The following is a 21542-nucleotide window of genomic DNA, read 5'->3' as shown; positions in this document are numbered from 1 at the left end:
GCGCGGATGAGCGAATGGATTCGCGGTCTCGAAGGCACCGAGGCCGGACATACGGCGGCCCTCGCGCTCGCGATACTCGCGGCCCTGCTTCACGCCCTTTTCGGTGCGCTCCAGAAGGGGCGGCATGATCCGTGGCTGTCGCGTGGGGCGATAGATGCCTCCTACGGCCTGATGGCCGCGCCGTTCGCGCTTTTCGTCGTGCCGTGGCCCGATCCCTCGCTGATCCCGCTTTTCGCGCTGATCATGGTGATCCACATCCTCTACAAGATCGCGCAGGGCGTGACCTATACGCTGGGAAGCTACACCGTGGTCTATCCGGTCGTGCGTGGCACCGGCCCGCTGTTCACCGTGATCGGGGCGGGTATCCTGTTCGGCGAGCATTTCACAGCAATACAGTGGCTGGGCGTCGCGCTGCTCGTCTCGGCGATCTACGGCCTCGCGCTATACAACCTGAAGCACTGGCAGGTGGGGCGCGACAAGCTCAAGCCCGCGCTGGCCATGGCGGTGGTCACCGGGTTGTTCGTGGCGCTCTACACGACCGTCGACGCCTATGGCATCCGCGCCACCCCCGATCCGTTCACGTTTCTGGCGTGGTTCTTCATGCTCGACGGCATCACCTTCGCCGTCGTCGCCGCGATCCGCTATGCGCGCATGTCCGACCGCCCCGCGCCCGGCCCTCTCGCGCTGCGGGGGCTGACCGGCGGGGTGGTCGCCTATTTCTCGTTCGGGTCCATCATGCTCGCCACTCGGCTCGACGAAGTGGGCGAGGCGGCGGTGCTGCGCGAAACATCGACCGTTTTCGCGGCCCTGATCGGCTGGCTGGTCTTGAAAGAGAGCACGGGGCCGCGACGGGTCACACTCATGGGTTTGATCGCACTGGGGGCTGTAATCGTCGAAATGGGGGGTTAAATAGGCGGTGATCCATCCGAGGCACAAGGGCGCGAACCAACCATGGCCGACATGACCGACACCAACACCCAGGACACGGCTGAGAAAAAGGTGAACCCCTGGCTCAGGGCCGCGCTCGAATACGGGCCGATCATCGCTTTCTTCGTGGGCTACATGCTCGTCCGCGACATGAGCTTCACCGTGGGCGGGCGCGAATATCAGGGCTTTCTTGCGGTCACCGCCGGGTTCATCCCGTTGCAGGCGATCTGCACATTCCTGCTGTGGCGCGTGACCGGCAAGATCTCGGCCATCCAGATCGCGACCGTGGTGCTGGTCGCGGTGATGGGCGGTATCTCGATCTGGCTCAACGACGAGCGGTTCATCAAGATGAAGCCGACGATCCTGTATGTCTTCTTCTTTCTCATCCTGATGTTCGGCATCCTGCGCGGCCAGAGCTACATCAAGATGATAATGGATCACACGGTCCCGATGAGCGACGAGGGCTGGATGATCATCACCAAGCGCCTCGCCATGTTCTTCGCGTTGCTTGCGGTGTTGAACGAGGTGGTGTGGCGCACGATGTCGACCGATATGTGGGTCAACTTCAAGACCTTCGGCCTGCCGCTCGCGATCTTCGTCTTCTTCATGACCCAGTCCGGCGTGTTCCAGAAATACGGCACGGAAGAGGATAAGGCGGACGCCTGACAGGGCGCTGAAGCGGGCTAACCGCCAGACGTTTCTTTCGAGCGCAAAAGCGCCTTGATGCGTGCAGCGAAGCTGCGCTCCGTGCGTGCGCGCTCATGCGGCTCCGGCGCCAGTTGGGCGAGGTAAAGCGCGGCCAGTTTGCGGCCCGGACCTGCCCCTTGGGGCAGGGTCAGACCGGCCTTGGCGACCAATCCGTCCAATCGCACAACCGTTTCAGGGGCAAGCTCTCGCATGATTGGGTCGAGGGGCGCGGCGGTCATGTCGGGCCGGAACGGCGCAACGCCGGCGCGGTAGTCGATACCCGTGTTGGTCGCGAGCCAGTCGAGTTCCGCGTCCAGCCTGTTCGGGTCGATGCAGGCCACGGGCGTCGCGAAACGCGGGCCGTCGATGTTCTGTTTCAACAGGCGCAGGAACCCTTTGCGCGCCTCGGCAAGGCGCGGACGGCCGGTCGAGACGGGCATGGCATCGTTGAAGATCCACAAAAGCCGTGTCACCTCGGCATTGAGGCTTTCGTTCCGCCGTTTTTCTTTGAAAGCATCGGGCGCGATGCGGCAATGCGCGGCGAAGTCCTGCACGGGAGAGCCACCCGCCAGCGCCTCGGGTCGAAAGTCCCGCAAGGTGATCCGCTCGCGCGGAAGGCGGTCGAGCCATGGCTCCAGCCGTTTTCGATACTGGAACGGGTCGAAGTCGCGGGGCAGGCGGTCGAAGAGCTTCAGCCGTTGTTGCAGCGCCGATCCGCAAAGCCCGATGGGTTCACGCACATAGGCAAAGACCTCCAGCCTGCGCCCCGACGCCTCGATCCGGTCCGCGAGCGCGTGGAGTTTGTCGGGCAGCGCGTTCGATATGACCTCGGCGGACAGAACCAGCGTGGGCGTGCGTCGTGCGAGTTCCGTGTCGAACGCCGCATCCCAGCGGGCGCGCCGTGCCTCGACCTGCGTCGGCGAATGCCCCCGGTTCAGGTGCTGGCGCATCCGGGCTGGATCGTCGGACAGAAGCGTCGCGAGCGGCAGGTTGTGAAACAGGGTCTCACCGAACCGCACCACCCGCACCTCGCCCGTGTCCACGCCCGACAGCGACGCCTGTATCGACGACGAGCCGGTCTTGGGCAGGCCGATGTGCAGGATGACGCGTCTCGGCGGCGTCACCGCTTGAACAACACCTTCTGCGCGTCCTTGTCGTCTTGCAGTTTCGACCGTTTCTCGGCACCCACGGCCATGCCGGCCTTCACCGCCTCACGCGCGCCCACCGTGTCCAGCCAGCGGGCGAGGTTGGGTTTGTCGTCCAGCGTCTGTTCCTGACGCTCCCACAGAGACGCCCAGCCATAACAGGCCATGTCGGCGATGGAGTAGAAGTCGCCGCCCAGATATTCGGCTTCGGCCAGCCGCCGGTCCATCACGCCATAGAGCCGCCCGGTTTCGGCCCGGTAGCGATCCTTGGCGTAGGGCAGGTCGTTGGGCGGGTCCATCGCAGGGGCGTAGGTCAGGAAATGGTGCGCTTGTCCCGCCATCGGGCCAAGGCCGCCCATCTGCCACATGAGCCACTGGTCCACGGCGATGCGGTCGCGCTCGGTCGGGCCGCAGAACTGCCCGGTCTTGCGGGCGAGGTATTGCAGGATCGCGCCGCTTTCGAAAATCGAAACGGGCGCGCCGTCCGGCCCGTCCGGGTCCACGATGGCGGGCATCCGGTTGTTGGGCGCGATCTTCAAAAAGTCCGGCTCGAACTGCTCGCCCTTGCCGATGTTCACGTAGTGCACGTCGTAGGGCAGGCCCATTTCTTCGAGCGCGATGGTGATCTTCCAGCCGTTCGGGGTGGGCCAGTAGTGGAGTTCGATGGGTTGTGTCATGTGAGCCTCCTTGTCGGGGGTCAGGATGACGTATTCCAAGCGAAGGGCAAGAGGTGGGCGCGGGAGTGGGTCGGTTCGCCAAGCCACGCAAACGGCAGGTCGCCGCGGATCACGGCGGCGTAGAGTGGGAACAGGCCGGGGCGCAGGTAAAGGCTCCAATGGCAGATTTTTCGTGAGGGCGCGCCGATGCGGTAGCCAAAACGGGCGAGCCGTGCGCGCGTCGCAGGGGTGTCCACGGGCAGGTCGGTCCAGCCTGCGAGGCCGGGAAGCCCCGCACCCAGAGCGCGACCGCGAAAACCCATGACGGCCTCCAGCATCAGGTCGAAGACCGCGTTCTCGCCGCTCGTGACGTTCAGCACATCCGCCAGCCGCCCTGCGGGCGAAGCCATCGCGGCCCTCGCGCGCGACCGCAGCTCGGCCCCCGCGATCAGCACCAGCCGCCCGATCCGACCGGCCGGGGCATGGGCGGTGGCCGACAGCGCGACGCGGGCGCCAAGCGAATGGCCGAGCATGTGAACGGGGCGGTCGAGCGTGGCGATCAGCCCTGCGAGCGCGCGCCCCGCGTCGCCCGCGTTGCGATAGGCCTGCCAGATCGACCCGATGGCGTTCCAGCCGAACGCGATGACCAGCCCTTCGGCCCGGCCTCCGATGCCCAGATGCCGGGGCCACGAGATGACCTTCCAGTTTCTGCGCGGGGCCCGTTCGGCGAGGATCGTCCGATGCGGGCAATGCCCCTCGGTGCCGGGGGCGTATTTGTAGCCGTGGATCAGGATCACGATCGGGGCGTTCGGTGGCAGATCGGCCAGCGCCCGGGACAGCGCGGCGCGGTCGTACTCCAGCCCGTTCTGCCCGGCGTTGACGATGACCTGCACCATGGACCCATGCCCGGTTGCCTCATTCCGCCCCAGAATGCTGCACCTGCGTAAAGGCCCCATGACCCGCGCGTAACGGTGCTGTAAAACATCGGCCACCTTGACCTGACGCGGGTCTGGGGCTATCGCGATTGCCGTGGCGATTTGTCTTCCGGATTGCGGGCCACGTTAATCACTCCGCTAAAGAGGTCTGGGACGATGAACGCCCCCGGCTTTCCGGTTGGGCGTTTTTTGTTGGAGAGGCGACATGGACAAGTATTCGAAACGCACCCGCGCCGTGCACGGCGGCATCCGGCGCAGCCAGTATGGCGAGTTGTCCGAGGCCATGTTCATGACGCAGGCCTTTTCCTATCCCTCCGCCGAAGCCGCCGAGGCGCGGTTCGTGGAGGCAGGCGATGACGAATTCATCTATGCCCGCTACGGCAACCCGACCAACCGCATGTTCGAAGACCGCCTCGCCCAGATGGAAGGGACCGAGGATGCCTTCGCCTGCACCTCGGGCATGGCGGCGGTGAACGGCGCGCTGATGGCACTGACCAAGGCGGGCGACCATGTGGTGTCGAGCCGCGCCCTGTTCGGATCGTGTCTTTATGTGATCGAAGAGGTGCTGGGGCGGTTCGGGGTGGAAATCACGCTGGTCGACGGCACCGACAACGCGGCGTGGGAGGCGGCGATCCGCCCCGACACGCGGCTGGTGTTCCTTGAGTCGATCTCGAACCCGACGTTGGAGGTCATCGACCTGAAACACGTGATCGACGTGGCGCACAGGAACGACGCGCTCGTCATCGTGGACAACGCGATGATTACGCCGGTCTTTTCCTATGCGGCGGATCTGGGCGCGGACCTGATCGTCTATTCCACGACCAAGCACGTGGACGGGCAGGGCCGGATGCTCGGCGGTGCGATCTGCGGCACGAAAGAACTGATCCGTGGCCCGATCGAAACCTACATGAAGCACACCGGGGGGGCCATCAATCCGTTCGCGGCGTGGACGCACCTCAAGGCGCTCGAAACCATCGACCTGCGCGTGCGCGCACAGTCCGACACGGCTTTGTTCATCGCGAACGCGCTGGCCGACCATCCGAAAATCAGCCGGATGAGCTATCCGTTGCACCCGTCGCACCCGCAATACGAGATCGCCAAGGCTCAGGCGCCGTCGGGCGGCACGGTGCTGGCGTTCGAGGTGAAAGGGGGCAAGGACGGGGCGTTCAGGTTCCAGAACGCCTTGGAATTCATCATTATTTCCAACAACTTCGCGGATGCCAAGTCGATCGCCACGCACCCGGCGACGACGACGCACCAGCGGCTGCCGCAGGACCAGAAGGATGCGCTGGGCATCACCGACGGGCTGATCCGGTTTTCCTGCGGGCTGGAAGACCCCAAGGACATCCTGTCGGATATCGAACAAGCCCTGTCGGTGATCTGACGCGACACGGCAGACGTAAACTGGTAAATCCCTGAAGCGGACCCCACATATGGGGCCGCGGACAGTCCGGGAGGGCCTGCCATGAACCATATTCCGTCCAAGGTGCTTGCCGCGCCGGAACTCGACGATGCCAAGGCTGCGCTGGAGACGTTGCGCGACTGGGCGCGCGGCGCGACACCGGAAGAGGTGGCCGCACTGGACCCCGCGATTTCGCGGCTTCTGCCCGGTGGCGAGGTGTCGAACTATCCGGCGCTGTCGCGCACCTACGATCCAGACTTCGAGGCGGATGCGGATTACAAGGCGACGCTCCCCGATCTTCAGAACGGTCCCGCCTCGCTCATCCAAGGCGAACGGCAGGACATTCAGCATGTCGGGATTTCGAACTTCCGCCTGCCGCTGCGCTACCGCACCCGCGACAATGGCGATCTTCAGCTCGAAACCTCGGTCACCGGCACGGTGAGCCTTGAGGCCGAGAAGAAGGGCATCAATATGAGCCGCATCATGCGCTCGTTCTATGCTCATGCTGAAAAGACGTTCTCGTTCGAGGTGATCGAAGCCGCTCTGGACGATTACAAGACCGATCTGGAAAGCCTCGACGCGCGGATCGAAATGTCGTTTTCCTTCCCGATGAAGGTGAAAAGCCTGCGGTCGGGGCTGGAAGGCTATCAGTATTACAACATCGCGCTTGAACTGGTCGAAACCAAGGGCGTGCGCCGCCACTTCATGCACCTCGACTATGTCTATTCGTCGACCTGCCCCTGCTCGCTGGAACTGAGCGAGCACGCGCGCCAGACCCGCGGCCAGCTTGCCACGCCGCATTCGCAGCGGTCGGTCGCGCGGGTGTCGGTCGAGGTCGCGCCGGGCCAGTGCTGCCTGTGGTTCGAAGACCTGATCGAGCTGTGCCGCGCCGCCGTGCCGACCGAAACGCAGGTGATGGTGAAACGCGAAGACGAACAGGCGTTCGCAGAACTGAACGCCGCCAACCCGATCTTCGTGGAGGACGCCGCGCGGCTTTTCACCGAACAGCTCAAGGCTGACGACCGGATCGGGGATTTCCGCGTGGTCGCGAGCCATCAGGAAAGCCTGCACAGCCACGATGCCGTGTCGATCCTGACCGAGGGCGAGACGTTCCGCGCCCAATCGCTCGACCCGCGCCTCTTCTCAACCCTGATCCATCAAGGCTAAGGTCTGTCCCGGGGGAACCGGGACATGAAAGCAGCATTCGCGCCGAAATACGGACCGCCGGACGTGGTGGAAATCCGGGACATGCCACGCCCTGTCGCGGGGGCGGGCGAGGTTCTGGTGGAAATTCATGCCACCACCGTGACGCGGACCGACCGCGAAACCCTTCGTGGCCACCCGTGGTTCGCGCGCCTCGTCACCGGGCTGACCGGCCCGAAACACCCGGTGCTGGGCATTGACTTCGCCGGCGTCGTCGTCGAGGTCGGCCCCGGCACCAGCCGGTTCGCCATCGGCGACCGCGTCTTCGGCCTCGCGCCATCGCGTTATGGATGCCACGCCGAATGGGTGGCCGTGCCCGAGGACGGCGCGATTGGCCACATCCCCGACAAGCTCGCGTTTCACGAGGCGGTGGTGGGCGAGGGCGCGTGGTACGCGCACAGCAATCTCGAAGCCTTCGGGCTCGCCCCCGGGCAGAACGTGATGATCTACGGCGCGTCAGGGGCCATCGGCACGGCAGCGGTCCAACTCGCCAAGGCGCGCGGTGCGCGTGTGACGGCGGTGGTCGGCACGCGCCACACGGACCTCGCGGCCGTGCTGGGGGCCGATCTGGTCGTGAACTACATGACCGAGGATTTCACGGCCCGGCCCGAACGCTACGACCTTGTCTTCGACGCCGTGGGCAAGACGACCTATCCGGCCTGTCGCAAGCTGTTGAAACCCCATGGCGCATATTACGCCTCGGACCTCGGCCCTTGGGGGCAGACCGTCTGGCTGTCGCTCTGGTCCGCCATCACACGCTCGCGCCGCGTGGTGATCGGGATGCCGCGCGACCCGCGCGAGGTCATCGGGTTTCTGGGCGACATGCTGGCGGACGGGCGGTATCGCGCGGTCATCGACAGTCACTATGACCTAGACGACATTTCGGCGGCCTACGCCCATGTCGCCACCGAGCAAAAGACCGGGATCGTGGTTATAGACGTGAAGCCGCGCTGACCTCAGATGGCGGCGGCGAAACTGTCGGCGCGGGCCATGTCCCAGAATTTCGCGAAGGCCGGGTGGGTCACGTTGTGATCCAGCAATTCCCCCGGCTCGACCCAGTCGTATTGCGAGCGTGCCGAGCGCACTTCGCGCGCGTTGATGCGGATCATCAGGTGGTCGGGCTTCAGGTCTTTGGGATGCGTCAGGCCCGAGGCCCCGATCGTCTCGGCCAGCGCCTTCAGCGTGTTTTCGTGGAACTGATAGACCCGCGCGGCCTTGTCGTTCACGTCCAGCGCCCGGTAGCGGCCCGGATCCTGCGACGTGACACCCGTGGGGCATTTCCCGGTGTGGCAGGTCTGGGCCTGAATGCAGCCCAATGAGAACATATAGCCGCGCCCCATGTTGCAGGTGTCGGCCCCAAGGGCGAAGACCCGCGCCATGTCGAAGGCCGAGATGAGCTTGGCGGAACAGACCAGCCGGATCTTGTCGCGCAGGCCGAGGCCGACGAGCACGTTCTGCACCAGCATCAACCCCTCGCGCAGCGGCGCGCCGATGTGATCGGCGAACTCGGCGGGTGCGGCTCCGGTCCCGCCTTCCGATCCGTCGATGGTGATGAAATCCGGGTGCTCGCCGGTTTCGACCATCGCCTTGCAGATCGCGAATACCTCCCACGGGTGGCCGACGCACATCTTGATGCCCACGGGCTTGCCGCCGGACAGGTCGCGCAGCTTCGCGATGAAACCCATCATCTCGACCGGGGTGGAAAAGGCCGAGTGCGCGGGCGGGCTCAGGCAATCGACCCCGATGGGAATGCCGCGCGCCTCGGCGATGTCGGCGGTGACCTTGGCGCCGGGAAGGATGCCTCCGTGGCCCGGCTTGGCCCCCTGCGACAGCTTGATTTCGATCATCTTCACCTGATCGGCGGTCGCACGGGCCGCGAAGGCATCGGGCGAGAAACGCCCAGCTCCGTCCCGGCATCCGAAATACCCCGACCCGATCTGCCAGACGAGGTCGCCGCCATGTTTGGTATGGAACCGGCTGATCGAGCCTTCGCCGGTGGTCTGGGCGAAAGTCCCGCGTTTGGCGCCGATGTTCAGCGCCTCGACCGCATTGGGCGACAGCGCCCCGAACGACATGCCGGAAATATTCAGCACGCTCGCCGAATAGGGTTTGTCGCACTGCCCCCCGCCGAAGGTCACGCGAAAGTCGTGGTCGGTGAGATGCCGCGCCATGAGCGAATGGTTGATCCACTCGTGCCCGACCTGATGCTGGTCGCGAAGCGATCCGAACGGGCGCAGCCCTTCGAGCCCCTTGGACCGGCGATAGACGAGCGCGCGCTGCTCGCGCGAAAACGGCACCTCTTCGTGATCGCTTTCCAGAAAATACTGCCGGATTTCGGGCCGGATCGATTCCAGCAGGAACCGGATGCGTGCCAAGACCGGATAGTTCTTGAGCACCGCGCGCTTGCGCTGGACAAGGTCGTAGGTGCCGACCGCCGCCCCCACCGCGCCGAGCGCGGCGATGACGCCGCCCCAGAACGGCATGGCGAAGGCCAGCGCGATACCCGCCGGGATGGCGAGGACGAGAAGCGCGTAGGGCAGATAGCGGATGTTGGACATGACAGGCCTCCATTGCCTCGTCCCCCAGCCCGGACGCGACACGTTCCTCCCCTGTCCGAGATGAGCGTCGCAGGGGGTGCGACAACTTGTCAAGCATCCCGCGCACGGGCGTTCGCTCTCGCTTGACAGTCCTCGCGGGCAAGGCCAGTGCTTTCATATGTTCGATCTGCGCCCCGTGGTCTACGTCATTGGTTTGGTCGTCGCCGTGCTCGGGGTGACGATGCTGCTGCCGATGATGGTCGATCTGTTCTTCGGTCGCCCGGATTGGACGGTGTTCCTGCAATCCGCGATCATCACGGTGACGTTCGGCGCGGCTATGTCCATCGCGACGGCGAACGGTGTGGGCGGGGGGCTGTCCGTTCAACAGACCTTCCTGCTGACCACGCTGATCTGGGTGGCGCTCCCGCTGTTCGGCGCGCTCCCCTTCATCTTCGGCGAGATTCAGGCGCGCCCGGTCGACGCGATATTCGAGGCGATGTCGGGCCTCACCACCACCGGATCGACGGTGTTTTCGGGGCTCGACGCGATGCCCGAGGGACTGCTCGTCTGGCGCTCGATGCTGCAATGGTTCGGCGGTATCGGGATCATCGTCGTCGCGATGGTGTTCCTGCCGGAACTGCGCGTGGGCGGGATGCAGATCTTCCGCTCGGAGGCCTTCGACACGATGGGCAAGGTGCTGCCGCGTGCCGCCGAAATCGCGGGGCGGATCACGTGGATCTACCTTGCCCTGACGATCCTGAACGTGCTCGCCTATCTGCTCGTCGGCATGACGCCCTTCGACGCGATCAACCACGCCTTCACCACCATGTCGACCGGAGGGTTCTCGACCCATGACGCCAGTTTCGGCGTCTATCAGGGCGCGCCGGAATACGTCGCGGCCGTCTTCATGATCCTCGCCTCGCTGCCGTTCGTGCGCTACATCCAGCTTGTCGCGGGCACGGCCCAGCCGCTGTTTCGCGACAGCCAGATCCGCGCTTATCTGGGCACGATCCTTGTCATCACGCTGGTCATGACGATCTACCGCCTCGTGGCCAATGGCGACCATTTCGAACATGGCTTTCGCGAGGGCGTGTTCAACGTGACTTCGATCATGTCCGGCACCGGCTATGCCAGCGTCGACTACCAGCTCTGGGGCACGTTCCCAATCGTCGCTTTTTTCTTTCTGGGCCTGATCGGGGGCTGCGCGGGGTCGACCGCCTGTTCGGTCAAGATCTTCCGCTACCAGATCCTGATCGCGGCGATCCGCGCCCGGATCATGCAGATCCTCGCGCCCCACGGCGTGTTCACCCCCCGGTTCGAGGGGCGGCCGATCTCCGAGGCGGTGCTGTCGTCGGTCATGGCGTTCTTCGTCATGTTCGTCGTCTCGCTCGGCATTCTCGCCGTGCTTCTCAGCATGACCGGGCTGGACATGGTGACTTCGCTCTCCGGGGCCGCGACGGCGATCGCGAACATCGGGCCGGGTCTGGGCGATACCATCGGGCCGTCCGGCAATTTCGCGACGTTGAACGACACGGCCAAGTGGCTCCTGACCGCAGCGATGCTGGTCGGTCGGCTTGAGCTTCTGTCGGTCTACGTTCTGTTCACCATGCGGTTCTGGAGGGGCTGATGTCCGACGAAAAGCGCGCCGCGCGCCTGCAACACCTGCGTGCCGAAGGGCTGGCCAAGGGCGATCCGCTCGCCCTGCCGCTCACGATGGCGTCCATGTTCAACCTGCCTGGAAACCCCGAGCCGGGGGTGGCGGGCTATGGCCGGATGGACAACCCGGTCTGGGACGCGGTGGAAGAGGCATTGGCATTGATCGAAGACGCGCCGGTCCGCGTGTTCCCCTCGGGCATGGCGGCGATCTCGGCGGCGCTGTTCGCGGTCTTGAAGGCGGGCGACCGGATATTGGTGCCGTCCGACGGCTATTACACGACGCGGCTTCTGGCCGACCGTTACCTTGTCAAGCTGGGGGTCGAGGTCGTCGAACGTCCGACCGTCGCCTTTTCCGGAGGCGGTTATGACGGCTTCGCCCTCGTGTTCCTCGAAACCCCCTCCAACCCCGGTCTGGACGTGATCGACCTTGCCGGGGCCTGCGCGGCCATTCGTGCGGCGGGCGGGGTGAGCGTGGTCGACAACACGACCATGACCCCGTTCGGACAGCGCCCGCTGGACCTTGGCGCCGACGTGGTCGTCGCCTCCGACACCAAGGCGCCCGGCGGGCATTCCGATGTGCTCATGGGGCATGTGGCGACCCGCGATGCGACGCTGCTCGACGAGGTGACGCAGTGGCGCAAGCTGTCGGGCGCGATCCCCGGCCCGTTCGAGGTGTGGCTCCTGCATCGGTCGCTGGAGACTCTGGAGGTCCGGTTCGACAGGATGTGCGTGAACGCTCAGGTGATCGCCGAACGGCTGGCGGATCATCCGGCGGTCGGGCAGGTGCGGTTTCCGGGCCTTGCAGGCGATCCGGCCCATGCCGTCGCGGCGAAACAGATGACGCGGTTCGGGTTTCTGATCGGTCTGACGCTCAAGGACGAGGCGGCGGCGGAAGCCTTTATCAACGGCTGTGCGATGCTCGCGCCGACCACGTCGTTCGGGGGCACCCATTCGACGGCCGAACGGCGCGCGCGCTGGGGGGATGACGTGGCGCCGGGGTTCGTGCGCCTGTCGGTCGGGATCGAACCCGTGGACCCGCTCTGGCAGGCCCTCGACACCGCGCTTTCGGCGCTCTGATACGAAAAACGCGCCCCGGAGGGCGCGTTTTCCTGTTCAAACGGCGGCGCGCCTCACTCCCAGCAGCTGACCAGCACCGACATATCGGCGGCCTTCACCGCAAGCGCGTGGGGCGACAGGGACGACGCCGGGATCACAGGTTCCGTGACCACGCCGTTCGCCTCGAGGAACGCGGCCAGCGCCGGGGCCTTGGTGGCGAAGGACACTTCGTCGGGGAACTGGCGGCTCCCGTCGCTGTCGGATTTCAGCATACCCAGCACCATGCCGGCATTGTCCACGATCGGACCGCCCGCATCGCCATCCTGCGCTTCGAGGTCGAGCCGATAGACATTGTCTTCGCCGTCCAGCCCCTTGATGTCCGCCAACTGGCCGAAGGTGAGCGTGGCCGAGGACAGCCGCCCGCCGAACGAATAGCCCGCGACCGCAAGGTCCGACTTGATGCGCGGCTCGCCCGAGGACAGCGACGCGACCGCAAGCGGGGCAAGCGCCTGTTCCGGCTTCACGATGGCCGCGCCGAGCGCCTCGTCCGTCGCGACGACGCTGGCCGGGTAGCTTTCGTCCAGCGTGATCTGGGAACATCCGGCGACCGCTTCGGTGGTGGTCAGCACGGTGCCGTCGCCCGCCACGTAGAACCCGGTGCGCGCCCGGTCGGCCCGGCGGATTTCCAGACCGGACACAAGGTCCACGCTCTGCATGGCCTCGTCCAGCCCGGCGTTGTCGTCGAGTACGGTCGGCCCGGTGGACGCGAACCCATCCTTCATCGCCGACAGCGCGATGTTGCGGCGCTTTTCGTCGCCGGTGGGCCAGATCAGCATGTAACCCTTGACCGCCCCGTCCACGACCTCGGCATAGGTGTAGCTGACGATGTCGCGGTTTGATCCGGTGATCTCGAAGCTGTTCTCGCCGCGCGAGCGTTCGCCCTGCGTCGGCACGACTTCGAGCGATTGGAGGATGTCGTAAAGCCCGTAAAGCGTCGACTGTCCGCCGGACTGCGAAATCAGCACGACGCGCACGCCCTGATCGCCCTCATAATGGGCGAAGGGGGCCTCGTAACGGTCGAAGTCGACCATGGCCGTCGGCATGATAAGTTCGATGCCCGCGTCCTGATCCATGACCGAGGCGAGCGCGAGGCTGTCGAACACGGCGTTGTAGTCGCCGATCAGTTCGTCGCGCTGTCGGGTCGTCAGAATGCCGGTCGCCTCGTATCCCTTGGCGTCCTGCCAAGCCGCCATCGCGCCGCGCGTGCCGGGGCCGAAGGCGCCGTCGATGCCGGAAGTGTAGAAGCCCTCGAACTGAAGGGCGATCTGAAGCGCCTCGCGCGCTTCGCGGTCAAGCTGGGCTTCCGACTGGCGCGCTTCCTGCGGGGTTTCTTCGGGGATAATCGGCTCGGGTTCCGGCTCCGGCTCGGCCACGATCACCGGCGCTTCTGCCTGCGTTTCCGTGACCGCGGGCGTTTCGTCCGCCTCGGTCCGGCTGTTCGCGCCGACGGGCCAGAACTGCTGACCGAAGGCCGCGCCGTCCGACACATAGGCATCACCCGGCACCGCGCCGCTGCGGATCAGATCGACGAGCACGGCGGCAGCCTCGGTCTCGGAATAGGGGCCGAGCGCGGTGGCATACCAACCGGAGGCACCGAGGCGGAAACCCACCACATCGTCGAGCTCCGCATCATAAAGCCGCGTGGCATTCTGCGCTTCGGTGAGGGTCGTGTTCGCCTCGACCTGAACCCAGAAGGTATCCTGAGCGAAAGCAGACGTGCTTCCCATGAGTCCCGCAAATAGTGTGATCGCCCCGGTGAGCCGCTTCATATGTCCTCTTTGCCCCTTCGGGGCCCCTGCAAATTTCATTCGGATCAGTAACACATGACCCATCCGGCGAGGTCAATATCGGCCCGGTCGATTGACCCTGACCTGTGGCAGTCCTATTGAGACGCGGACATCGCGCGAGGTGACGAAATGGCCGAATTCACGAAACCGAAGAGCTTTCAGGAAATCATCCTGCGGCTTCAGACCTATTGGGCGTCCAAGGGCTGCGCGATCCTGCAACCTTACGACATGGAGGTCGGCGCGGGCACGTTTCACCCGGCCACGACGCTGCGCGCGCTGGGGTCGAACGCTTGGGCTGCGGCCTATGTCCAGCCATCGCGCCGCCCGACCGACGGGCGCTATGGCGAGAACCCGAACCGGCTTCAGCATTACTATCAATATCAGGTGCTTATCAAACCGTCGCCGCCGGATTTGCAGGCGCTTTACCTCGGCTCGCTCGAAGCCATCGGGATCGACATGGCGCTTCATGACATCCGCTTCGTCGAGGACGACTGGGAAAGCCCGACGCTGGGCGCCTGGGGTCTTGGGTGGGAGGTCTGGTGCGACGGCATGGAAGTCAGCCAGTTCACCTATTTCCAGCAGGTCGGCGGGCACGACTGCCGCCCGGTCTCGGGCGAACTGACCTATGGCCTCGAACGCCTCGCCATGTACGTGCTCGGCATCGATCACGTTATGGAGATGCCGTTCAACGACCCGCAGTCGCCCATCCCCCTGAGCTATGGCGATGTGTTCCGGCAGACGGAAGAGGAATACTCCCGCCACAACTTCGACGCGGCGGATACCGAAAAGCTGCTGCGCCATTTCGAGGATGCGGAACGCGAGTGCCAGTCGATCCTGTCGCACGAAGCCGAAGACCCCAAGACCGGCAAGCGCATCGTCATGGCGCACCCGGCCTATGACCAGTGCATCAAGGCCTCCCACATCTTCAACCTGCTCGACGCGCGCGGCGTGATCTCGGTCACCGAACGTCAGGCCTATATCGGCCGCGTCCGCGCGCTCGCCAAACTCTGTGCCGACGCCTTCGTGCAGACCGAGGCGGGCGGGTTCAGCGCGGAGAGCGCGGCGTGAGCGGAAAACTTGTTGCGGGGTTCATCGTCGTGGTCACACTCATCTTCGGGATCGTCCTCTACTACACGCAGGTCTACGCCTATTACGACCGGGTGAACGCGGAAGAGGTGAGCTTCACGATGGTCAACATCTCGACCGGTCTGGCCGAGCCGATCATCGCGGATGACATCGAGGCCATCGACGGCTCGTCCAGCCCGATCCGGTTCCGCGCCTGTTTCACCGCCGGCATGTCCAGCCCGACGATGCAGGAGACATACGTGGCCTATCCCGAGCCGACGCCGCTCAACGCGCCCGGCTGGTTCGATTGCTTCGACGCGCAGGAAATCGGCACCGATCTGGAGGACGGTCAGGCGGTGGCGTTTCTCAGCGAAAAGAACATCCACGACGGCGTGGATCGCGTGATCGCGGTCTACCCCGACGGTCGCGCCTTCGCGTGGCATCAGCTCAACGAGAAATTCAACGACGAGGGCAGCGAGCCGATCCAGTGATCGGAACTTAACGCCGGGGCAGGGGATTGGGGTAGCATCCTCAATCGGAGCTGCCCCATGTCCACCACCCTCGATCTCGACCAACCGCCCGGCTGGGTCGTGCCGCTGATGCGGTTCGGTTACGCCGCGCGCGGCGTCACCTATGTCATCCTCGGTGTCCTCACCTTCCTCGCAGCCTGGACGGGCGGCGAAGCCGAAGGCACCTCCTCCGCCCTCGCGAGCCTTCGCGACCAGCCGTGGGGCGTGCCGCTCCTCTGGGTCGTGGCGGCGGGTCTGCTGGGCTATGCCATCTGGCGCTTCGTCGCCGCGTGGTGGGATCTCGAACTTCACGGGACCGGGGCCAAGGGCCTGATCGCGCGTGCGGGTCTATGCATCACCGGCGCGATCCACGCGGGCCTCGCCGTGTCGGCGGCCCGTCAGGCCATCGGGTCGAGCGGCGGGGAAAGCGACAGCGTGAAAACCCTCGCCTCATGGGTGCTGCAACAGGAGCCGTGGGGCAAATGGGTGCTCATCGCGATCGGCGCGGCCACGGTCGGGACCGGGATCTACTACGGCTACAAGGGGTTCAAGGAGAAATACAAACGCCACATGCGCCAGTCGCCGCGCTCGCAGGCATTGGACCCGGCGATCAAGTTCGGTCTTGTTGCGCACGGCGTCGTCATCGCGATCATCGGCTTTTTCTTGATCGGCGCGGGCTGGACGGCGGACCCGTCGCAGGCCGGCGGGCTGGGTCAGGCGTTCGAAGCCGTGCGGGCGCAGCCTTTCGGGCGCATCCTGCTGGGCGCGCTGGCCATCGGCCTTGTCGGCTTCGCGATCTACTGCTTTGCCGAGGCCCGCTACCGGATCGTGCCGCGCTGCGCGAGCCCGGACACCAAGACGCTCGCAGGCCGCTTCGACACCACGTTCGAACGCGCCATCGCGCGGGTAAGCTGACCCAAGCGGACGTCCCGGGGCCCGCTGCCTCTGGACGTCCCATCCCCCCTTCGGTAACACGGCCCGGACCCCGCCTGATGGCGCCAACAGACCGTGGAAGACCGATATGGCCGATCTCCTGATCGAACTCTTTTCCGAGGAAATCCCAGCACGGATGCAAGGCCGCGCTGCCGAGGATCTCAAGAAACTCGTAACCGACGGTCTGGTCGAGGCGGGTCTGACCTATGGCGGGGCGGCGGCTTTTGCCACGCCGCGCCGTCTGTGCCTGACGCTCACCGATCTGCCCGCCATGTCGCCCGACACGCGGGAAGAGCGCAAAGGCCCGCGCACCGACGCGCCCGAAAAAGCACTGGAGGGGTTCCTGCGTTCGACCGGGCTGACCAAGGATCAGCTTGAAGCGCGCGACGAGAAGAAGGGGCAGGCCTGGTACGCCGTGATCGCAAAAAAGGGCCGCCCGGCAGCCGACATCGTCGCCGAGGTGCTGGAAAAGACCATCCGCAACTTCCCGTGGCCCAAGTCGATGCGCTGGGGGGCGGGCAGCCTGAAATGGGTGCGTCCGCTGCATTCGATCCTGTGCATCCTGTCGGACGAGGGCGGGGCCGAGGTCGTGCCGCTCGACATCGACGGGATCGTGGCGGGCGACACCACGCAGGGCCACCGCTTCATGGCGCCGGGGTCGTTCAAGGTGTCGTCCTTCGACGACTATCAGGCCAAGCTGAAAAAGGCCTGCGTTGTGCTCGACCCGGCCGAGCGGGCCGAGACGATCTGGCATGACGCCGAACAGGCCGCGTTCGCGGCGGGGTTCGAGCTGGTCGAGGACAAGGGGCTTTTGTCCGAGGTGGCCGGGCTGGTCGAATGGCCCGTGGTCCTCATGGGAGACATCGGCGCCGACTTCATCGACCTGCCCCCCGAGGTGCTCCAGACCTCGATGAAGGAGCACCAGAAATTCTTTTCGGTGAAGAATCCCAAGACGGGCCGGATCGAGAAATTCGTGACCGTCGCCAACCGCGAGACCGCCGATGACGGCGCGACGATCCTTGCGGGCAACCAAAAGGTGCTGGCCGCGCGTCTGTCGGACGCCAAGTTCTTTTGGGAAAACGACCTGCGCACGGTGGCGCAACACGGCATGACCTCGATGTCCGAAAGTCTGACCAATGTGACCTTCCACCGCGAGCTGGGCAGCCAGTCCGAGCGGATCGAACGGATCGCCGCATTGGCCCGGCGGATCGCGCCGATGGTGGGCGCGGAACCGGACGAGGCGGTGCTGGCGGCCAAGGTGGCGAAAGCCGACCTCGCATCGGAAATGGTCTACGAATTCCCCGAATTGCAGGGGATCATGGGGCGGTATTACGCGAAACGTGCGGGTCTGTCCGATGCCGTGGCCGATGCCTGCCGCGACCACTACTCGCCCCTCGGCCCGTCCGACGACGTGCCGACCGCCCCGGTTTCGGTCGCTGTGGCGCTGGCCGACAAGCTGGACACGCTCACGGGCTTCTGGGCCATCGACGAAAAGCCCACCGGGTCGAAAGACCCCTATGCGCTGCGGCGCGCGGCCCTTGGTGTGATCCGGCTTGTGCTGGCGAACGACCTGCGCCTGAATCTGGACCCCGTGTTCGACATGCAGCTTCTGCGCCTCAAGGGCGCGCGGGAAGCGGCCCTGCCGAACGATGGCGTCGCTATGATGATCGACGAGATCGCCGACCACGGCGTATTCGCCGCCGCGCTGGAAACCGTTCTGGATGCGTTCAAGGATCGCGACGGGGCCGAAGCTCTGGCCGGGCTCAAGACGGCCGTGCCGGACCTGTCCGACGACCTTCTGGCCTTCTTCCACGACCGGCTCAAGGTCCACCTGCGCGACGAAGGTATCCGCCACGATGTGATCGATGCCTGCCTGAATATGCCGGGCAACGATGACCTGACGCTGCTGGTCAAACGCGCCCGCGCGCTCGCCGCCTTCCTTGCGACCGAGGATGGGGCGAACCTGACACAGGGCTTCAAACGTGCTAACAACATCCTCACGCAGGCCGAGGAAAAGGACGGGGTGGAGTATTCGTTCGGGGCCGATGTGAAATTCGCGGAAGCGGCCGAGGAAAAGGCGCTGTTCGCCGCGCTCGACTCAGCCGCCGGACCGCTCAAGACGGCGATGGAGGCCGAGGATTTCGCAGGTGCGATGTCGGTCATGGCGGACCTGCGCGCCCCGATCGATGCATTTTTCGAAGCCGTTCAGATCAACACGGAAAACCAGATCGTTCGGCGCAACCGTTTGAATTTGCTGGCACGAATTCGCGATATATGCATGAGTGTTGCAGATTTGACGCGGATCGATGGTACGTAAAAACCCGTAGGTCATTAGGACGATATTGTAAGTGGACGTGCTAGGACTATGTTGGAGCCATCAGGAGATGCTGCAGTGCAGAATATGGTGCTCAACAAGGGCTTTGTCGAAATCACGCCGACCGCTTCGATCGACGTGAACCGGCATGGCGGCCGTGCCAAATGCCTGCAACGCTTGATCCGTCTTGAAATGCCGGTGCCGACGACCGTCGCGCTGGATTTCGCCACCGTCCACGACATATCGCAGGGCACGCTGCCCGACATCGGCATGATGCTCGCCTCGTTCGGCGACGCACCGCTTCTGTCCGTGCGCCCCTCGTCGGAAGACCCGGATTGGGGCGGACCGTCCGCGATCCTGAATATCGGGATGAACGACGCGACCTACGAGCGGCTGATCGGCACGCATGGAGAGGTTGCGGCGACCGCGCTTTATCTGCGCTTCATCCGTTCCTACGCCATCCACGTCGCCCGCCTCGACCCCGACGAGTTCGAGATCAAGGCCCCGATGGACCCTGCCGCGATCAAGCGCGCGCAGGCGATCTACGAAGAAGAAACCGACGAACCGTTTCCGCAGGACACGGCGACACAGCTTTCCAACGTCCTGCGCTCGATGGCGCGGGCGTGGGAGGGGACGACGGCCCGCCTGTTGCGTGAGGCGCGCGGCGCGCCGGCGGATGCGGGGCTCGGTCTGGTCGTGCAGGCCATGGCCATCGGGTTCGGGCGCAATATGTCCGGCTCCGGCGTGATCCAGTTCGTCAACGGCCAGACTGGCGAGCGGCAGTTGCGCGGGCGCTATCTGTGCCAAAGCCAGGGGCGCGACGCGCTGGGCGACCCGGATGCGCGGGCGATCATGTATCTGGCCCGCGACGACCGGGGGCGGTCGATCGAGGACGAGCTGCCGCAGGTGTTCGAAGACCTCAAGCGATACGGCGACCTGTGCCGCAACCGCTTGCGCGAAGAAATGCAGATCGAATTCACGCTGGAGAACGAGCGTCTTTATATCCTCGATGCGGTCCGCGTGCAGCGCACGTCGCGCGCCAACCTGCACATCGCCGTGCAACTCGCACAGGACGCGATCATCTCAGAGAACGAGGCGGTGATGCGCGTGCCCCCGCGTTCGCTGACCGAGCTTCTGCACAGCCAAGTCGATCCGGACGGCCCGCGTGACGCCTTTGCCTCCGGCATCGCGGCCAGTCCCGGTGCCGCCACCGGCAAGGTGGTGTTCTCGTCGCGTGCGGCGCAGGCCAGCGCCGCGCAGGACGAGCCATGCATCCTCGTCCGGCGCGAAACCACGCCGGAGGACATTCGCGGGATGCACGCTGCCGAAGCCGTGCTGACCGAACGGGGCGGCATTACCTCGCACGCGGCCGTGATCGCCCGTGGTCTCGGCCTACCTTGCGTCGTGGGCGCATCGAACATGAAGCTCGATGCCAAGAAGCGTGAGATCGTTGCCGCCGATGGCCGGGTGATCCGCGAAGGCGACATCATCACCATCGACGGCTCGGCGGGCGAGGCGCTTATCGGCACCGCCCGGATGCTCGAACCCGAACTGGGTGACGCGTTCCAGACCCTTCTCGCCTGGGCCGACAACGCGCGCGACATCGGCGTGCGCGCCAATGCCGACACGCCGGCGGATGCCGCCAAGGCGCGGATGTTCGAGGCCGAGGGGATAGGGCTCGCCCGGACCGAACATATGTTCTTCGACCACGACCGCCTTCTCGCCATGCGCGAAATGATCTTTGCCGACACGGCCGAGGATCGGCGCACCGCGCTGGAACGGATCGAGCCGATGCAGCGCGCCGATTTCCGCGAGTTGTTCAAGATCATGTCCGGCCTTCCGGTCACCATCCGGCTGTTCGACCCGCCGCTGCACGAGTTTCTACCGCAGGGCCGCGAAGGCATGCGCGAACTGGCCGATGCGTTGGACATTCCGGTCTCCGACGTCACACGACGGGTCGAGGCGTTGAGCGAATTCAACCCGATGCTCGGGATGCGGGGCGTGCGCCTTGGCATCACCGTGCCGGAAATCTACGACATGCAGGCCCGCGCGATCTTCGAGGCCACGATCGAGGCCACCGACGAAGGCGGCGCACCCGTGGTGCCGGAAATCATGATCCCGCTGGTCTCGGCCAAGCGCGAAGTGGAACTGGTCAAGGCCCGCGTCGATGCCGTGGCCGCCGCCGTGCGTATCGAGCGGGGGGTGGATTTCACCTATCGTCTCGGCGTCATGGTGGAAACGCCGCGCGCCGCCCTCAGGGCGAGCGAGATTGCCCAGCATGCCGCGTTCCTGTCCTTCGGCACCAACGACCTGACACAGATGACCTATGGCCTGTCGCGCGACGATGCGGGCCGGTTCATGGGCCGCTACGTGCAGCAACAGGTCTATCCCGAAGACCCGTTCCACATGCTCGACGTGGAAGGGGTGGGGGAGCTTCTTCAGATGGGGGCCGAGCGTGGCCGGTCGGCCAACCCCGATGTGACGCTCGCGATCTGCGGCGAACATGGCGGCAACCCGGAATCCATCGCGTTCTGCCGCAAGGCGGGGTTCGATTACGTCTCGTGCTCGCCCTTCCGGGTGCCCGTCGCGCGCCTGGCTGCCGCGCATCTCGCCATCCTCGACCGAGGGGTGGGGCGTGCGCGCGTGACCCGCTGATTTCACTTGGCAATC

17 protein-coding genes and 1 riboswitch are annotated in these 21542 nt (G+C 65.3%); of the genes, 12 read left to right on the top strand and 5 right to left on the bottom strand.

The window, feature by feature from the left end:
* Nucleotides 1–6 precede the first annotated feature (6 nt).
* Together FCT00_RS01355 and FCT00_RS01350 are read left to right on the top strand one after the other, a co-directional pair.
* Entirely contained in the window at nucleotides 7–909 is a 903-nt protein-coding gene (locus FCT00_RS01355; protein WP_138421545.1) for a DMT family transporter, read from the top strand.
* A 42-nt stretch (nucleotides 910–951) separates the two neighbouring features.
* Nucleotides 952–1593 (top strand): inner membrane-spanning protein YciB, encoded by a 642-nt coding sequence (locus tag FCT00_RS01350; protein WP_138421544.1) that lies wholly within the window; start codon nucleotides 952–954, stop codon nucleotides 1591–1593.
* Between the two features lie 17 nt (nucleotides 1594–1610).
* Here FCT00_RS01350 and FCT00_RS01345 read toward each other — a convergent pair whose 3' ends face one another.
* From FCT00_RS01345 to FCT00_RS01335, 3 genes are read right to left on the bottom strand one after another with little or no spacing between them, the layout of a single operon-like run.
* Nucleotides 1611–2738, bottom strand: coding sequence for a hypothetical protein (locus tag FCT00_RS01345; RefSeq protein WP_138421543.1), 1128 nt, complete (start codon nucleotides 2736–2738; stop codon nucleotides 1611–1613).
* Nucleotides 2735–3436 (bottom strand): glutathione S-transferase N-terminal domain-containing protein, encoded by a 702-nt coding sequence (locus FCT00_RS01340; RefSeq protein WP_040885257.1) that lies wholly within the window; start codon nucleotides 3434–3436, stop codon nucleotides 2735–2737. The genes FCT00_RS01345 and FCT00_RS01340 overlap by 4 nt, the downstream gene beginning before the upstream one ends.
* A 20-nt stretch (nucleotides 3437–3456) precedes the next feature.
* Nucleotides 3457–4311 carry an alpha/beta hydrolase gene (locus FCT00_RS01335; RefSeq protein WP_171042845.1) on the bottom strand — a complete coding sequence of 285 codons (855 nt, stop codon included), beginning with the start codon at nucleotides 4309–4311 and terminating at the stop codon, nucleotides 3457–3459.
* 123 nt (nucleotides 4312–4434) lie between these two features.
* Nucleotides 4435–4513: riboswitch (SAM riboswitch) on the top strand.
* Nucleotides 4514–4555: 42 nt separating this feature from the next.
* On the opposite strand from FCT00_RS01335, the gene FCT00_RS01330 reads away from it, so the two are divergent.
* The 3 genes from FCT00_RS01330 (at nucleotide 4556) to FCT00_RS01320 (ending at nucleotide 7909) form a co-directional block, all read left to right on the top strand.
* On the top strand, nucleotides 4556–5734 hold the full coding sequence (locus FCT00_RS01330; RefSeq protein WP_138421541.1) for an aminotransferase class I/II-fold pyridoxal phosphate-dependent enzyme: 1179 nt from the start codon (nucleotides 4556–4558) through the stop codon (nucleotides 5732–5734).
* 81 nt (nucleotides 5735–5815) lie between these two features.
* Nucleotides 5816–6919, top strand: a complete 1104-nt coding sequence (gene folE2 / locus FCT00_RS01325; RefSeq protein ID WP_008334763.1) for a GTP cyclohydrolase FolE2 — start codon at nucleotides 5816–5818, stop codon at nucleotides 6917–6919.
* Nucleotides 6920–6943: 24 nt separating this feature from the next.
* Entirely contained in the window at nucleotides 6944–7909 is a 966-nt protein-coding gene (locus tag FCT00_RS01320; RefSeq protein WP_138421540.1) for an NAD(P)-dependent alcohol dehydrogenase, read from the top strand.
* 2 nt (nucleotides 7910–7911) lie between these two features.
* Here the strand turns inward: FCT00_RS01320 and FCT00_RS01315 are convergent, their stop codons facing one another.
* Nucleotides 7912–9513, bottom strand: coding sequence for an FMN-binding glutamate synthase family protein (locus FCT00_RS01315; RefSeq protein WP_138421539.1), 1602 nt, complete (start codon nucleotides 9511–9513; stop codon nucleotides 7912–7914).
* A gap of 157 nt (nucleotides 9514–9670) precedes the next feature.
* Between FCT00_RS01315 and FCT00_RS01310 the strand changes: the two genes are divergently transcribed.
* Together FCT00_RS01310 and FCT00_RS01305 are read left to right on the top strand one after the other, a co-directional pair.
* Nucleotides 9671–11119 carry a TrkH family potassium uptake protein gene (locus tag FCT00_RS01310; RefSeq protein WP_008334767.1) on the top strand — a complete coding sequence of 483 codons (1449 nt, stop codon included), beginning with the start codon at nucleotides 9671–9673 and terminating at the stop codon, nucleotides 11117–11119.
* Nucleotides 11119–12225: a cystathionine gamma-lyase gene (locus FCT00_RS01305; RefSeq protein ID WP_138421538.1), complete on the top strand. Its 1107-nt coding sequence runs from the start codon at nucleotides 11119–11121 to the stop codon at nucleotides 12223–12225. The genes FCT00_RS01310 and FCT00_RS01305 overlap by 1 nt, the downstream gene beginning before the upstream one ends.
* A gap of 53 nt (nucleotides 12226–12278) precedes the next feature.
* On the opposite strand, the gene FCT00_RS01300 is transcribed toward FCT00_RS01305, so the two are convergent.
* Nucleotides 12279–14033, bottom strand: coding sequence for a serine protease (locus FCT00_RS01300; protein ID WP_235888915.1), 1755 nt, complete (start codon nucleotides 14031–14033; stop codon nucleotides 12279–12281).
* 147 nt (nucleotides 14034–14180) lie between these two features.
* Between FCT00_RS01300 and FCT00_RS01295 the strand changes: the two genes are divergently transcribed.
* The 5 genes from FCT00_RS01295 (at nucleotide 14181) to ppdK (ending at nucleotide 21527) form a co-directional block, all read left to right on the top strand.
* Nucleotides 14181–15119, top strand: a complete 939-nt coding sequence (locus tag FCT00_RS01295) for a glycine--tRNA ligase subunit alpha (RefSeq protein ID WP_008334770.1) — start codon at nucleotides 14181–14183, stop codon at nucleotides 15117–15119.
* Entirely contained in the window at nucleotides 15116–15607 is a 492-nt protein-coding gene (locus FCT00_RS01290) for a DUF6446 family protein (RefSeq protein ID WP_138421537.1), read from the top strand. Before FCT00_RS01295 ends, FCT00_RS01290 begins: the two co-directional genes overlap by 4 nt.
* A 57-nt stretch (nucleotides 15608–15664) precedes the next feature.
* Nucleotides 15665–16540, top strand: coding sequence for a DUF1206 domain-containing protein (locus tag FCT00_RS01285; RefSeq protein WP_138421536.1), 876 nt, complete (start codon nucleotides 15665–15667; stop codon nucleotides 16538–16540).
* Nucleotides 16541–16646: 106 nt separating this feature from the next.
* Nucleotides 16647–18875, top strand: a complete 2229-nt coding sequence (glyS, locus tag FCT00_RS01280; RefSeq protein WP_138421535.1) for a glycine--tRNA ligase subunit beta — start codon at nucleotides 16647–16649, stop codon at nucleotides 18873–18875.
* An 84-nt stretch (nucleotides 18876–18959) separates the two neighbouring features.
* Entirely contained in the window at nucleotides 18960–21527 is a 2568-nt protein-coding gene (gene ppdK / locus FCT00_RS01275; protein ID WP_138422531.1) for a pyruvate, phosphate dikinase, read from the top strand.
* Nucleotides 21528–21542: the final 15 nt, after the last annotated feature.

It is taken from the genome of Maritimibacter alexandrii, from assembly GCF_005871115.1.
In the GTDB taxonomy this organism is placed as follows: domain Bacteria; phylum Pseudomonadota; class Alphaproteobacteria; order Rhodobacterales; family Rhodobacteraceae; genus Maritimibacter; species Maritimibacter alkaliphilus.
The sequence above is the reverse complement of the archived record's forward strand: the minus strand, read 5'-3'. Positions and strand labels throughout refer to the sequence as shown.

What these genes read in the sequence shown, in the direction of transcription:
- FCT00_RS01355 (WP_138421545.1), top strand. Translation starts at nt 7, where the DNA reads ATGAGCGAATGGATTCGCGGTCTCGAAGGCACCGAGGCCGGACATACG.
- FCT00_RS01350 (WP_138421544.1), top strand. Translation starts at nt 952, where the DNA reads ATGGCCGACATGACCGACACCAACACCCAGGACACGGCTGAGAAAAAG.
- FCT00_RS01340 (WP_040885257.1), bottom strand. Translation starts at nt 3,436, where the DNA reads ATGACACAACCCATCGAACTCCACTACTGGCCCACCCCGAACGGCTGG.
- FCT00_RS01335 (WP_171042845.1), bottom strand. Translation starts at nt 4,311, where the DNA reads ATGGTGCAGGTCATCGTCAACGCCGGGCAGAACGGGCTGGAGTACGAC.
- FCT00_RS01330 (WP_138421541.1), top strand. Translation starts at nt 4,556, where the DNA reads ATGGACAAGTATTCGAAACGCACCCGCGCCGTGCACGGCGGCATCCGG.
- folE2 (WP_008334763.1), top strand. Translation starts at nt 5,816, where the DNA reads ATGAACCATATTCCGTCCAAGGTGCTTGCCGCGCCGGAACTCGACGAT.
- FCT00_RS01320 (WP_138421540.1), top strand. Translation starts at nt 6,944, where the DNA reads ATGAAAGCAGCATTCGCGCCGAAATACGGACCGCCGGACGTGGTGGAA.
- FCT00_RS01315 (WP_138421539.1), bottom strand. Translation starts at nt 9,513, where the DNA reads ATGTCCAACATCCGCTATCTGCCCTACGCGCTTCTCGTCCTCGCCATC.
- FCT00_RS01310 (WP_008334767.1), top strand. Translation starts at nt 9,671, where the DNA reads ATGTTCGATCTGCGCCCCGTGGTCTACGTCATTGGTTTGGTCGTCGCC.
- FCT00_RS01305 (WP_138421538.1), top strand. Translation starts at nt 11,119, where the DNA reads ATGTCCGACGAAAAGCGCGCCGCGCGCCTGCAACACCTGCGTGCCGAA.
- FCT00_RS01300 (WP_235888915.1), bottom strand. Translation starts at nt 14,033, where the DNA reads ATGAAGCGGCTCACCGGGGCGATCACACTATTTGCGGGACTCATGGGA.
- FCT00_RS01295 (WP_008334770.1), top strand. Translation starts at nt 14,181, where the DNA reads ATGGCCGAATTCACGAAACCGAAGAGCTTTCAGGAAATCATCCTGCGG.
- FCT00_RS01285 (WP_138421536.1), top strand. Translation starts at nt 15,665, where the DNA reads ATGTCCACCACCCTCGATCTCGACCAACCGCCCGGCTGGGTCGTGCCG.
- glyS (WP_138421535.1), top strand. Translation starts at nt 16,647, where the DNA reads ATGGCCGATCTCCTGATCGAACTCTTTTCCGAGGAAATCCCAGCACGG.
- ppdK (WP_138422531.1), top strand. Translation starts at nt 18,960, where the DNA reads ATGGTGCTCAACAAGGGCTTTGTCGAAATCACGCCGACCGCTTCGATC.